Origin of the sequence: Pseudomonas helleri (genome assembly GCF_001043025.1) — a bacterium.
GTDB classification, from domain to species: Bacteria; Pseudomonadota; Gammaproteobacteria; order Pseudomonadales; family Pseudomonadaceae; genus Aquipseudomonas; species Aquipseudomonas helleri.
On the sequence record NZ_JYLD01000018.1, the window covers coordinates 1 to 13,382 of the forward strand.

The following is a 13,382-nucleotide window of genomic DNA, read 5'->3' on the forward strand; positions in this document are numbered from 1 at the left end:
CATAAAATGTTGGCCAGAAGCCGATTATGGCTTCCTAGAATAGGCCTTATACATAGATGCAGCCGGGTGTCAGTGGGCAAAAGCGGGTTGACAGTGGGGGGCGAGTCCATACATAGGAGCGAGCTTGCTCGCGATCTTTTGATCTTGATTGGGTACAAAGAAAGCGGGCAACAAAAAACGGCACCCTCGGGTGCCGTTTTTTTTGCGAGACGCTACGGTTTAGCCGTGCAATGTCTCAGCCGCGTACAGCGTATTTTCCAGCAGGCAGGCGCGGGTCATCGGGCCAACACCGCCAGGTACCGGGGTGATCCAGCCGGCGCGGGGCAGGGCGGTCTCGTAAACCACGTCGCCGACCAGCTTGCCATCCGCCTGACGGTTGATGCCAACGTCGATCACGATGGCGCCTTCCTTGATCCACTCACCCTTGACCAGGCCAGGTTTGCCGGCAGCCACTACCACCAGGTCGGCACGACCTACGTGGCCAGCCAGATCCTTGGTGAAGCGGTGGGTCACGGTCACGGTGCAGCCCGCCAGCAGCAGTTCCATGGCCATGGGGCGACCCACAATGTTGGAGGCGCCGACAATAACAGCGTCCATTCCGTACAGGTCCTGACCGGTGCTTTCCAGCAGGGTCATGATGCCTTTAGGGGTGCACGGGCGCAGCAATGGAATGCGCTGGGCCAGACGGCCTACGTTATACGGGTGGAAACCGTCGACGTCTTTGTCAGGGCGGATGCGCTCCAGCAGGCTGGAAGCGTCCAGATGCTCAGGCAACGGCAGTTGCAGCAGGATGCCGTCGATGTTTGCGTCATCATTAAGACGGTCGATCAAGTCGGTCAGCGCTTGCTGAGTGGTGTCGGACGGCAGGTCATAGGCCTGTGAGAGAAAGCCTACCTCTTCGCAGTCTTTACGCTTGTGCGAAACATAAACCTGGGAGGCAGGATCGCTGCCGACCAGAATCACTGCCAGACCAGGAGTGCGCAGGCCTTGCTCGTGACGCTCGGCGACGCGTTTGGCAATCTGCTTGCGCAGGTTGGCGGCGATCGCTTTGCCGTCGATTAGTTGTGCAGTCATTACGCGTGATTAACCATCGTAAAGGGTGGAGAAAGGACGTGCATTCTCGCATGCCGTGGCGTACGGGCAAAGGCGCTTGGTCTGCTAATTCCCCTAACTCCTTTATATTTCTGAACTTTTTTGAAAAAACAGTTGACGACTTTCAGGGTCGTCTATAACATTCGTCGCACTTGTCGGGCACAGCCTAGCACTGGTTAAGAAGGTAGAGCGAAGTTGTTGTCCAGCTTGGTGATACTGAAAGCACTTAGTTTGTAATCGTCACAGAGTACAGATTAATAAGGCGCCCGTAGCTCAGCTGGATAGAGCATCCGCCTTCTAAGCGGATGGTCGCAGGTTCGAGTCCTGCCGGGTGCGCCATTAGGCAGCTTTGGCACAAGTAAAGCAGCAAAGGCAATATGGTGGGCGTAGCTCAGTTGGTAGAGCACGGGATTGTGACTCCCGTTGTCGAGGGTTCGATCCCCTTCGTCCACCCCATATTTAGAAGGACGCCAGATTAATAATCTGGCGTCTTTGCTTCAAAAGTTTGAAATGCGGATGTGGTGGAATTGGTAGACACACTGGATTTAGGTTCCAGCGCCGCAAGGTGTGAGAGTTCGAGTCTCTCCGTCCGCACCAAATTAGGTTTCGCAATGTATCGCTGTGCGAAACCATTGAGAAAGCCGCCTGTGGCGGCTTTTTTATTGTGCAACAGGGGCTGTATCAGCAACTTGGCGCACAGGTAGTGAATCTTCAGTTCACTGGTTTGACTAGTGGCCTATTGATACATTGCTGGCTCGGCTGATCAAGCAAGGTTTGTTCAGTCAGGTGCAACATGCAATATGGTGGGCGTAGCTCAGTTGGTAGAGCACGGGATTGTGACTCCCGTTGTCGAGGGTTCGATCCCCTTCGTCCACCCCATATTTAAAAAAACGCCAGATTAACCATCTGGCGTTTTTGTTTTTGACGTTTAAAAAAGCGGCTGCAGTTCGACCTCGCGTGTGAAGGTCGTGTCGTCATAAGGCCTTGATGCTTAAGTCTATTGGCTGCATCCAGGTAGGCATTTTGCTCGTCAGACACTAAAAAAGCGCAGAACCTGAAAAGGCATGCGCTTTTTTTTGGTTTAAAAAGTTTAAGCGGTTCAGGGGTGGGTACACGCGGTGTTGGGTGACGTTTGTCAGGCGCATGTGTGTTCTCTGCTTCTATATAGAAGGCTCTGAACGGGGTCGTGTGTAAAGGTTTGTGTATTTTGAGCGGGTTAAGCAAATCATTGCTTGTGCTTAATAATGTACCGGTCGTTTCTATGTGCGATTTGGGTAGGGTGACTTCTTGAGTTTGACCCACTAGAATGCATGCCCTTGATTATGGGGTCGGAAACGGCCGGCTAATGTCTGTGCAACGAGGAATATCCATGCAAGTTTCTGTTGAAAATACTTCCGCTCTTGAGCGTCGCATGACCATTGGCGTGCCAGCTGAGCGTATTGAGGCTGAAGTCAACAAGCGTCTGCAACAGACTGCCCAAAAGGCCAAAATCCCGGGCTTCCGTCCAGGCAAAGTGCCAATGAGCGTGATCCGTCAGCGCTACGAAGCTGATGCGCGTCAAGAAGCGCTGGGCAACGTGATCCAGGCTTCCTTCTACGAAGCAGTGGTTGAGCAGAAGCTGAACCCGGCTGGCGCACCGTCGGTTGAGCCTAAAGTCTTCGAGAAAGGCAAAGATCTGGAATACATCGCGACATTCGAAGTGTTCCCTGAATTCGAAGTGACTGGTCTGGACACCATCGCCGTCGAGCGCCTGAGCGCCGAAGTGGCTGAAGCTGACCTGGACAAAATGCTGGACGTGCTGCGCAAGCAGAACACCCGCTTTGAAGTAACTGAGCGTGCTGCTCAGAACGAAGACCAACTGAACATCGATTTCGTTGGCAAGGTTGATGGCGAAGTATTCGCTGGCGGTTCCGCCAAGGGTACTCAGCTGGTTCTGGGCTCGGGCCGTATGATCCCTGGCTTTGAAGAAGGTCTGGTTGGCGCTAAAGCAGGCGAAGAACGCGTTCTGACCCTGACTTTCCCGGAGGACTACCAGAACCTGGACCTGGCAGGCAAAACTGCTGAGTTCACCGTGACCGTGAACACTGTTTCTGAGCCTAAGCTGCCAGAACTGAACGAAGAATTCTTCGCTCAATTCGGTATCAAAGAAACAGGTATCGAAGGTTTCCGCACCGAAGTTCGCAAGAACATGGAGCGTGAGCTGCGTCAGGCGATCAAATCCAAAGTTAAAAATCAGGTAATGGACGGCCTGCTGGCTGCCAACCCGATTGAAGTGCCAAAAGCACTGCTGTCCAACGAAGTTGATCGTCTGCGCGTGCAGGCTGTTCAGCAATTCGGTGGCAACATCAAGCCTGACCAACTGCCTGCCGAGCTGTTCGAAGAACAAGCCAAGCGCCGCGTTGTACTGGGTCTGATCGTTGCTGAAGTGGTTAAGCAGTTCGATCTGAAGCCTGACGAAGATCGCGTTCGCGACATGATTCAGGAAATGGCTTCCGCTTACCAGGAGCCAGAGCAGGTTGTAGCGTGGTACTACAAAAATGATCAGCAATTGAACGAGGTTCGTTCTGTTGTGCTGGAAGAACAAGTTGTGGATACTGTTCTGCAGAAGGCTAAGGTGACCGATAAAGCGGTCTCTTACGAAGAAGCTGTCAAGCCGGTGGAAGCTCCACAAGCCGACTGATTTGTGATTCGTTAGAAAACACAACCATAAGCCAGCCTCGAGCTGGCTTATGCGTATTCCAGACAAGACTTTTTGGGAGTGACTGCCGGACATGTCCCGCAATTCTTATATTCAGCAGAACTCTGACATTCAGGCCGCAGGCGGCCTGGTCCCGATGGTTGTTGAGCAATCTGCTCGTGGCGAACGCGCCTACGACATCTATTCGCGCCTTTTGAAGGAGCGGATCATCTTCCTGGTAGGCCCTGTCGAAGACTACATGGCCAACCTGGTAGCTGCGCAGTTGCTTTTCCTTGAAGCCGAAAACCCGGACAAGGACATCCATCTGTACATCAACTCCCCAGGCGGCTCGGTCACTGCAGGCATGTCGATCTACGACACTATGCAGTTCATCAAGCCAGACGTATCGACTATCTGCATTGGTCAGGCCTGCAGCATGGGTGCTTTCCTGCTGGCCGGTGGCGCACCGGGCAAGCGTCACTGCCTGCCTAACTCGCGCATGATGATTCACCAGCCATTGGGCGGTTTCCAGGGCCAAGCGTCGGATATCGACATCCATGCCAAAGAAATCCTCAACATCCGTCATCGCTTGAACTCGTTGCTGGCCCATCACACCGGTCAGTCGCTGGAAACCATCGAGCGTGACACAGAGCGTGACAACTTCATGAGCGCTGAGCGTGCAGCCGAATACGGTTTGATCGACTCTGTGTTCAGCAAGCGTCAAATGCCCGCTTAAGCAGCTCAAATGTAGGTGGTTGGATTAACCGACCACCTGCGGGCTTGAAAAAGCCCGCAGTTGCCTTCATCTTGTGTTGCAAGCCTATCGGATTTGGATCGATCGAATGACTGACACCCGCAACGGCGAGGACAACGGCAAATTGCTCTATTGCTCCTTCTGTGGCAAAAGCCAGCATGAAGTGCGCAAATTGATTGCCGGCCCCTCGGTGTTTATCTGCGACGAATGCGTCGACTTGTGCAACGACATCATCCGTGAGGAGGTGCAGGAAGCCCAAGCCGAAAGCAGCGCGCATAAATTACCTTCGCCAAAAGAAATCAGCGGCATCCTTGATCAATACGTGATTGGTCAGGAACGTGCCAAAAAGGTTTTGGCTGTAGCGGTTTACAACCACTACAAGCGCCTGAACCAGCGTGACAAAAAGAACGACGACGTCGAACTCGGCAAGAGCAACATCCTGCTGATCGGACCTACCGGCTCGGGTAAAACCCTGCTGGCCGAAACTTTGGCTCGTTTGCTGAACGTACCTTTCACCATCGCTGATGCCACCACACTGACCGAAGCCGGTTATGTGGGTGAAGATGTTGAAAACATCATTCAGAAATTGCTGCAGAAATGCGATTACGACGTAGAGAAAGCCCAAATGGGTATTGTCTACATCGATGAAATCGACAAGATTTCGCGCAAATCTGACAACCCTTCGATTACCCGTGATGTTTCCGGCGAAGGTGTGCAGCAAGCGTTGCTGAAACTGATCGAAGGCACCGTGGCTTCCGTACCGCCTCAAGGTGGTCGCAAGCACCCGCAGCAAGAGTTCTTGCAGGTTGATACCCGCAACATTCTGTTTATCTGCGGCGGCGCATTCTCGGGCCTTGAAAAGGTTGTGCAGGCGCGCTCGACTCGCGGCGGCATCGGCTTCAGTGCCGAAGTGCGCAGCAAGGAAGAGGGCAAGAAAGTTGGCGAATCGCTGCGTGAAGTCGAACCTGACGATCTGGTCAAGTTCGGTCTGATCCCGGAATTTGTCGGCCGTTTGCCTGTTCTGGCTACTCTGGACGAACTGGATGAAGCAGCACTGATCCAGATTCTGACTGAGCCCAAGAACGCGCTGACCAAGCAATACGGCAAGCTGTTCGAGATGGAAGGCGTTGACCTTGAGTTCCGTGCAGACGCACTGAAAGCAGTGGCCAAGCGCGCCCTTGAGCGCAAGACCGGTGCTCGTGGTCTGCGTTCGATTCTCGAAAGCGTACTGCTCGATACCATGTATGAAATCCCCTCGCAGTCTGAGGTGAGTAAAGTGGTGATCGACGAAAGCGTTATAGAAGGTAAGTCCCAACCGTTGTTTATTTACGAAAGCAACGAAGTGGCTGCCAAGGCTGCACCTGACGCGTAAATGTATTGCTGCGTATGACATATTGCGTGTTAAAGAAGGGGCCTTCGGGCCCCTTTGTTTTTCCTGTCGCTCAGTGCTTGTTTTTTTTCGAGACAGCCCCCATCTTGGCTTCAAGCTTACTTCCACCTGATTACGGCCTTATGGCCGCCGTAGAGGCGAAATCATGAAGACAACCATCGAATTGCCTCTCCTGCCATTGCGCGATGTTGTTGTTTATCCGCACATGGTTATCCCACTGTTCGTGGGACGTGAGAAATCAATCGAGGCCCTTGAGGCTGCGATGACGGGCGACAAGCAGATTCTGCTGTTGGCTCAGAAAAATCCTGCAGACGATGATCCGGGCGAAGACGCGCTCTATCGTGTAGGTACGATTGCAACTGTCCTGCAACTGCTCAAGCTGCCGGACGGTACCGTTAAAGTACTGGTTGAGGGCGAGCAGCGTGGCGCTGTGGAGCACTTCGGCCAGGCAGATGGCTACCTGAGCGCCGAAGTCTCGCTGATTGACGAAGTGGCCGTAGCAGAGCGTGAGTCCGAAGTCTTCGTACGCAGCTTGCTCTCGCAATTCGAACAGTACGTACAACTGGGTAAAAAAGTCCCGGCCGAGGTGCTGTCTTCGCTTAACAGCATTGATGAGCCGAGCCGTCTGGTAGACACCATGTCTGCCCACATGGCCCTCAAAATCGAGCAAAAGCAGGAAATCCTCGAAATCATCAACCTGCAAGACCGGGTTGAGCATGTGCTGGCGTTGCTGGATGCCGAGATCGACTTGCTGCAAGTTGAAAAGCGCATTCGTGGCCGTGTCAAAAAGCAGATGGAGCGCAGCCAGCGCGAGTACTACCTGAATGAGCAAATGAAAGCCATTCAGAAAGAACTGGGTGACGGTGACGAAGGTCACAATGAAATCGAAGAGCTGAAAAAACGCATTGATGAAGCGGGCTTGCCCAAAGATGCGATGACCAAGGCCCAGGCTGAGCTGAACAAGCTCAAGCAAATGTCGCCAATGTCGGCAGAAGCGACCGTCGTGCGCTCTTACATCGACTGGCTGGTACAGGTGCCTTGGAAGGCTCAAAGCAAAGTGCGTCTGGATCTCAAGCGCGCTGAAGACATTCTGGATGCCGACCACTACGGCCTGGAAGAAGTCAAAGAGCGGATCCTCGAATACCTCGCCGTGCAAAAGCGCGTGAAGAAAATTCGCGGTCCTGTGCTGTGCCTGGTAGGGCCGCCTGGCGTGGGTAAAACCTCGCTGGCAGAGTCCATTGCCCACGCGACAAACCGCAAGTTTGTACGCATGGCCTTGGGTGGCGTGCGTGATGAAGCTGAAATCCGCGGTCACCGCCGGACTTACATCGGTTCCATGCCGGGCCGATTGATTCAAAAAATGACCAAGGTTGGGGTGCGCAACCCGCTGTTCCTGCTCGATGAAATCGACAAAATGGGCAGCGACATGCGTGGCGACCCGGCGTCGGCCCTGCTTGAGGTGCTGGATCCGGAGCAAAACCACAACTTCAACGACCATTACCTTGAGGTTGATTACGACCTGTCGGACGTCATGTTCCTGTGCACCTCGAACTCCATGAACATCCCGCCAGCCTTGCTGGACCGGATGGAAGTGATTCGTCTGCCGGGCTACACCGAAGACGAAAAGATCAACATCGCGGTCAAATACCTCGCTCCGAAACAAATTGAAGCGAATGGTTTGAAGAAAGGCGAGCTGGCTTTCGATAACGCGGCCATCCGCGACATCATCCGTTATTACACCCGTGAAGCCGGTGTGCGGGGCCTTGAGCGTCAAATTGCGAAGATCTGCCGCAAGGCCGTGAAGGAACATGCGCTGGAAAAACGCTTTGCCGTCACCGTGACGCCGGAGCTGTTGGAGCACTTCCTCGGTGTAAGAAAATTCAGCTATGGCTTGGCAGAACAGGAAGATCAAATCGGTCAAGTGACGGGCCTTGCCTGGACGCAAGTGGGTGGCGAATTGCTCACCATTGAGTCGGCTGTCGTGCCTGGCAAAGGCCAGTTGATCAAGACCGGTTCGCTGGGTGATGTGATGGTTGAGTCCATTACCGCAGCGTTGACGGTGGTTCGCAGTCGCGCCAAGAGCCTCGGTATCCCATTGGATTTCCACGAGAAACGTGACATCCACATTCACATGCCCGAAGGCGCCACGCCTAAAGATGGCCCTAGCGCGGGTGTAGGAATGTGCACGGCACTGGTGTCGGCACTTACGCTGATTCCTGTGCGAGCTGATGTTGCAATGACCGGTGAAATTACCCTGCGTGGTCAGGTACTGGCCATCGGCGGTCTTAAAGAAAAACTCCTGGCAGCCCATCGCGGTGGAATCAAAACGGTCATTATTCCTGAAGAGAATGTCCGCGATCTGAAGGAAATTCCTGACAACATCAAGCAGGATCTTCAGATTAAACCGGTTAAATGGATTGACGAGGTCCTGCAAATTGCGCTGCAATACGCCCCGGAGCCCTTGCCAGATGTGGCTCCTGAGATTGTTGCCAAGGATGAGAAGCGCGAGTCTGACTCTAAGGAAAGAATTAGCACGCATTAATACGAATTTGCCTGAGGGGCTTTCTTGACGCTGTATAGAGCCCTTGTTATAAAGCGGCTCTATAAGTGTCCGTAATACTCAGGCAAACGTTTAGCTTTACCAAAAAACTTTAGAAACATACTCAGACAGATATAAGGGGACTTAGAGTGAACAAGTCGGAACTGATTGATGCTATCGCTGCATCTGCTGATATCCCGAAAGCTGCAGCTGGCCGTGCGCTGGACGCAGTAATCGAATCCGTCACTGGCGCTCTTAAGGCCGGCGACTCTGTGGTACTGGTTGGTTTCGGTACTTTCTCTGTGACCGATCGTCCTGCTCGCACAGGTCGTAACCCACAGACTGGTAAAACGCTGGAAATTCCTGCCGCTAAAAAACCAGGCTTCAAAGCCGGTAAAGCGCTGAAAGAAGCGGTTAACTAAGTTTCTGTAACACTTTTTACCCAACCGGGTCAGGCGCACGCCAGGCTTGGCAGCGGAGCGGTTGTACCGTCGATGGTTATGTTGACGTGTTACGCCGAGGGTCGCGGGTTCGAGCCCGGTCCGCTCCGCCAGTTACGAGAAGGCGCATCCTCGGATGCGCCTTTCTTCTATCCGGACTCTACCCACGCTCCACGGTTGCTCATTGTGCAAGACCGTTTCTGGGGGAAGCATGCTGCAAAATATCAGGGACAATTCACAAGGCTGGATTGCCAAGACCATCATCGGTGTCATCGTCGCGTTGATGGCGTTGACCGGTTTCGATGCGATTTTTCAAGCCACCTCTCACAGCAAGGATGCGGCCAAAGTAAACGGTGAAGAAATCACCCAGGTTGAGCTCAGCCAGGCTGTCGACATGCAACGTCGTCAGTTGATGCAACAACTGGGCAAGGATTTCGATCCTGCATTGCTGGACGAAAAAATGCTGCACGATGCAGCCCTTAAAGGGTTGATCGACCGCAAGCTGTTGCTGCAAGGCGCCAACCAGGCCAAGTTCTCCTTCTCGGAAGCGGCTTTGGACCAGGTTATCCTGCAAACACCAGAGTTCCAGGACAATGGCCAGTTCAGCCCTGAACGTTTCGACCAGGTGATTCGTCAACTGGGTTACGGCCGACTGCAATTTCGCGAAATGCTAGGTCAGGAAATGCTGATTGGTCAGTTGCGTGCCGGTTTGGCAGGCAGCGGTTTCGTGACTGACGAAGAAGTGAACGCGTTTGCCCGTCTTGAGAAGCAAACCCGTGATTTCGCCACCCTGAACATCAAGGCTGATCCAGCTGCGGTGAAGGTCAGCGATGACGAGGTCAAGGCTTACTACGACGAGCACGCCAAAGAGTTCATGACCCCTGATCAGGTGGTGATTGATTACATCGAATTGAAGAAGTCCGCCTTCTTTGACCAGGTGGCAGTCAAGGATGATGAGCTGCAAGCGCTTTATCAGAAAGAAATCGCCAACCTGGCTGAACAGCGCCGCGCTGCGCACATCCTGATTGAAGTCAACGACAAGGTCAGCGACGGGCAAGCCAAAGCCAAAATTGAAGACATTCAACAGCGCTTGGCCAAAGGCGAAAGCTTCGAAGCACTGGCCAAAGAGTTCTCCCAAGACCCGGGTTCGGCTGCCAACGGCGGTGACCTTGGCTTTGCAGGCCCGGGTGTCTACGACCCAACCTTTGAGACGGCTGTCTATGCGTTGAAAAAAGATCAGGTATCGGAGCCGGTGCGTACCAGCTTTGGTTACCACTTGATCAAGCTGTTGGGCGTTGAGGCACCAGAAGTGCCGAGCTTTGCCAGCTTGAAAGACAAACTGACCCGTGATCTTAAAACCCAGCAGGTTGAGCGTCGCTTCGTCGATGCAACCAAGCAGCTGGAAGACTCGGCTTTCGAAGCATCCGATCTGGCCCAGCCGGCGCAAGAGCTGAACCTGACCGTTCATACCTCGGCACCGTTTGGTCGTGAGGGTGGCGAAGGCATCGCTGCCAACCGCGCTGTGGTTCAAGCCGCATTCAGCACCGAAGTGATGGATGAAGGCGCGAACAGCACCGCACTTGAGCTTGACCCTGAGACCGTTGTGGTTCTGCGTGTTAAAGAGCACCTTAAGCCAGAGCAACTGCCTCTGGAAGCCGTTGCCTCGAGCATTCATGCACATCTGGTCAAAGAGCAGGCCGCTGGCGCTGCTAAAGCCAAGGCTGAAGGCATCATCAAAGATCTGCGCGATGGCAAGCTGGCGTTGAACCAGCCGGTTGCTGGCCAGTCGTGGAAAGTTGATGAAGCCGTCACTCGTGGTCAGGACGGTATTGATCCTGTCGTGCTGCAAGCGGTCTTCCGCATGCCTAAGCCGGCAGCCAAGGACAAGCCGACCTTTAGCACTGTTAGCCTGGCTGATGGCACCGTTGTCGTACTGCGCCTCAATGGCGTAAACGATGATGCGAAGCCAACCGACGAAGAGAAAGCTTCTTACCGTCGCTTCCTGGCGTCGCGTTCGGGTCAGCAAGACTTTGCTGCCTACCGCAAGCAGTTGGAAAACGAAGCCAAGGTTGAGCGCTACTAAGCCCTCAGCATCGCTTCACTAAAAATGGCCGCTCACTGAGCGGCCATTTTTTTTGCGGTCCAAACGCTGACAAAAGACCTTTATTTGATCAGGTCCATCACAAAGCTGAGCAGGGCGCGAGTCTTGGCCGGGACGTGATGGCGCGACGGGTAGTAGGCGTAGAGCGGGAATCGCTGGTCCGACCATTCGGGGAACAATTGCACCAACTGATTTGATGAGGTGTATTGCTCGATCCCCAGTTCGAATAGCTGGGCAATGCCCAGGCCTGCCAGGCAGGCGCTGTAGACCGTTCCTGGATCATTTACCGTGAGTTGCCCCTGGGGCTTCACGGTCAATTGTTTACGCTTTTGGTGAAACTCCCAGGCAAACGGTTTTCCCGTCACAGGTTCCCGGAAAAGAATGCAGCGGTGAGGCGTGTTTTCCAGTTCGCGTGGATCTGTCGGATGCCCAAAACGTTCTAAGTAGGCCGGGGATGCCATGGCCAAAACCCGAGTGTCGAACAGTTTTCGGGCGACAAGCGACGATGGGAGAGGGTGCCCAAAGCGCAGTGCCAGATCAAAACCATCTGCCACCAAATCTCCCAGATCCTCCTTGCTGCGCATGTCCAGTTCCAAGTCCGGATAGCTGTCCAGAAAAGGCCCCAGTCGCGGCCCAAGGATGAAGCGTGCGAATAGCGGGTCGACATTGATGCGCAGGCGACCCTGGACCATTTGTGCGTCACCGGCGGCACTGCTGGTGACCTCGGCCAGAGCGCCGATCAAAGGCATCACCTGCTCGTAAAAATGACGGCCTTCTTCGGTCAGCCTGACTGATCGTGTGGTGCGCTCGAAAATCCGGATCCCCAATCGGGTTTCCAGTCGGGCGACGGCTCTGCTGACACCGGACTGGGACATGTCCAGCACTTGGGCTGCGCCGCCAAAACTTCGTGTGTCGACCACTGCGGCCATGACATCCACGCCTTCAAGCAGTTGGGGGCTGAACGCTCGCATTAATGACTCCGGGGCATGGATATTGTGACTCTCATGCTATCGCACTTCTGCGAAGTAAATCCCACACTGGCTCTCGCTCAGCACACCACATTCATCGGGTGTGTTGGCCTTTCCCATCGCCATTCATTCGGGATGAAATGATGCAATCGATAGTTACAGATTCAAGCCCTGATCCTTCAGCGTCGCAACACCACGGGATGAAGGTCTCTAAAGGGCGAAGTGCAAGCGCCGTGCTCGCTTTAAGCCTGGGGTGCTTTTCTTTTGTCAGCACAGAACTCATGCCGGTCGGTGTTCTACCGGCACTGGCCCAAGGGCTGCACGTCTCGCTGGGCGTTGCAGGCTACCTGGTCACGATCTTTGCGTTCATGGTGGCCCTCACTGCCGCACCTCTCACCAGCCTGTTGGGGCACATCAACCGTAAAACCCTGATGTCGGGTCTTCTGGCCGTATGTTGCATCGGTAATCTGATTACCTTTCTCGCCTCAGGTTATTTCGTTGTGTTCATCGGCCGAATTCTGGTTGCCGCTGCCATTGGTGTGTTCTGGTCGACCGCGGTTGTCACCGCCGTGCACCTGGTTGCTACCCGCAATGCGGTGCGTGCGACGTCTATCGTGTTCGGCGGCGTTTCACTGGCCGCCGTACTTGGCGTTCCTGCGGGGTCCATGCTGGGCGATCTCTATGGTTGGCGTGCGGTATTCGCGGCACTCTCTGTGCTGAGCCTGATCGTGTTCATGCTGATTGTCTGGTCTGTCCCGGCTGTGCGTATTTCCCGAACGGCCAAACGCGGGGCCATGTCGTCTGTGCTCAAGAGTCGTTCTTTGCTGGCGATTTTTGGGATCACCGCCTTTGTCGTGACCGGTAACTTTCTGGCTTACACCTACATTGCACCGTACCTCGAGCAGGTAGCCAGGCAGAGTGCCGCGCAGATCAGCTTGCTTTTGCTGGTTTATGGCGCTGCGGGCGTGGTCACCAACTTTGCCATCGGGCCCTTTGCCGCGCGAGCGCCACGGGCCAGTCTGGGAGCAGTGACGGTGCTGCTTGGCGTGAGCTTGGCATGCCTGAATACCGCTGCGCTTAGCCACACCGCGGTCATTGTCACGCTTGCGGCCTGGGGCGCGGCCTACGGTGCGCTTCCCGTCTTGCTGCAGACCTTGGTGTTTAAAGAGGCATCCAAAATCGAAGGCGGTGCAGATGCCGCCACCTCTATCAACGTCTCTGTATTCAATGCCGCGATCGGGCTGGGCTCTCTGGTTGGGGGACTGTTGATCAATCTGGCCGGCCCGTTGCCCATACCGTTTGTATCGGCAGCTTTCGCGTTGGCCGGGCTTGCGGTGCTGTTTATCAGCCGCGAGCGCAAAGCCCGCAGGTCCTGATGCTATTCGTTTTCTCTACACACTTATCAAGCAGGTTGTTAAAAC

Annotated in this window: 9 protein-coding genes and 4 tRNA genes; 11 read left to right on the plus strand and 2 right to left on the minus strand. The window is 54.4% G+C overall.

Going from position 1 to position 13,382, the window contains the following annotated elements; genetic code table 11:
• Positions 1–219 precede the first annotated feature (219 nt).
• Complete coding sequence (gene folD, locus TU84_RS22275) at positions 220–1,074, minus strand: bifunctional methylenetetrahydrofolate dehydrogenase/methenyltetrahydrofolate cyclohydrolase FolD (protein ID WP_048373029.1); 855 nt, start codon at positions 1,072–1,074, stop codon at positions 220–222.
• Between the two features lie 280 nt (positions 1,075–1,354).
• Between folD and TU84_RS22280 the strand changes: the two genes are divergently transcribed.
• The 10 genes from TU84_RS22280 (at position 1,355) to TU84_RS22330 (ending at position 10,975) form a co-directional block, all read left to right on the plus strand.
• Positions 1,355–1,431, plus strand: a tRNA-Arg gene (locus tag TU84_RS22280).
• A gap of 41 nt (positions 1,432–1,472) precedes the next feature.
• Positions 1,473–1,548 (plus strand) — tRNA-His (locus TU84_RS22285).
• Between the two features lie 56 nt (positions 1,549–1,604).
• Positions 1,605–1,689: transfer RNA gene (locus TU84_RS22290), tRNA-Leu, on the plus strand.
• Positions 1,690–1,895: 206 nt separating this feature from the next.
• Positions 1,896–1,971, plus strand: a tRNA-His gene (locus TU84_RS22295).
• 490 nt (positions 1,972–2,461) lie between these two features.
• Positions 2,462–3,772 (plus strand): trigger factor, encoded by a 1,311-nt coding sequence (tig, locus tag TU84_RS22300; protein WP_048373030.1) that lies wholly within the window; start codon positions 2,462–2,464, stop codon positions 3,770–3,772.
• A gap of 91 nt (positions 3,773–3,863) precedes the next feature.
• A complete protein-coding gene (clpP, locus tag TU84_RS22305) occupies positions 3,864–4,505 on the plus strand; it encodes an ATP-dependent Clp endopeptidase proteolytic subunit ClpP (RefSeq protein WP_048373031.1) in 642 nt (213 codons plus the stop codon).
• A 106-nt stretch (positions 4,506–4,611) separates the two neighbouring features.
• Positions 4,612–5,895 (plus strand): ATP-dependent Clp protease ATP-binding subunit ClpX, encoded by a 1,284-nt coding sequence (gene clpX / locus TU84_RS22310; protein ID WP_048373032.1) that lies wholly within the window; start codon positions 4,612–4,614, stop codon positions 5,893–5,895.
• 163 nt (positions 5,896–6,058) lie between these two features.
• Positions 6,059–8,455 carry an endopeptidase La gene (gene lon / locus TU84_RS22315; protein WP_048373033.1) on the plus strand — a complete coding sequence of 799 codons (2,397 nt, stop codon included), beginning with the start codon at positions 6,059–6,061 and terminating at the stop codon, positions 8,453–8,455.
• A 146-nt stretch (positions 8,456–8,601) separates the two neighbouring features.
• On the plus strand, positions 8,602–8,874 hold the full coding sequence (locus TU84_RS22320; RefSeq protein WP_003183171.1) for an HU family DNA-binding protein: 273 nt from the start codon (positions 8,602–8,604) through the stop codon (positions 8,872–8,874).
• A gap of 229 nt (positions 8,875–9,103) precedes the next feature.
• A complete protein-coding gene (locus tag TU84_RS22330) occupies positions 9,104–10,975 on the plus strand; it encodes a SurA N-terminal domain-containing protein (protein WP_048373034.1) in 1,872 nt (623 codons plus the stop codon).
• A gap of 80 nt (positions 10,976–11,055) precedes the next feature.
• Here TU84_RS22330 and TU84_RS22335 read toward each other — a convergent pair whose 3' ends face one another.
• Complete coding sequence (locus TU84_RS22335) at positions 11,056–11,964, minus strand: LysR family transcriptional regulator (RefSeq protein ID WP_048373035.1); 909 nt, start codon at positions 11,962–11,964, stop codon at positions 11,056–11,058.
• 230 nt (positions 11,965–12,194) lie between these two features.
• Between TU84_RS22335 and TU84_RS22340 the strand changes: the two genes are divergently transcribed.
• A complete protein-coding gene (locus TU84_RS22340; RefSeq protein ID WP_053225296.1) occupies positions 12,195–13,337 on the plus strand; it encodes an MFS transporter in 1,143 nt (380 codons plus the stop codon).
• The last annotated feature ends 45 nt before the right edge of the window (positions 13,338–13,382 follow it).

Excerpts from the sequence above, each read along its gene's own strand:
- lon (WP_048373033.1), top strand. The coding sequence starts at position 6,059 with ATGAAGACAACCATCGAATTGCCTCTCCTGCCATTGCGCGATGTTGTT.
- folD (WP_048373029.1), bottom strand. The coding sequence starts at position 1,074 with ATGACTGCACAACTAATCGACGGCAAAGCGATCGCCGCCAACCTGCGC.
- TU84_RS22330 (WP_048373034.1), top strand. The coding sequence starts at position 9,104 with ATGCTGCAAAATATCAGGGACAATTCACAAGGCTGGATTGCCAAGACC.
- clpX (WP_048373032.1), top strand. The coding sequence starts at position 4,612 with ATGACTGACACCCGCAACGGCGAGGACAACGGCAAATTGCTCTATTGC.
- tig (WP_048373030.1), top strand. The coding sequence starts at position 2,462 with ATGCAAGTTTCTGTTGAAAATACTTCCGCTCTTGAGCGTCGCATGACC.
- TU84_RS22335 (WP_048373035.1), bottom strand. The coding sequence starts at position 11,964 with ATGCGAGCGTTCAGCCCCCAACTGCTTGAAGGCGTGGATGTCATGGCC.
- clpP (WP_048373031.1), top strand. The coding sequence starts at position 3,864 with ATGTCCCGCAATTCTTATATTCAGCAGAACTCTGACATTCAGGCCGCA.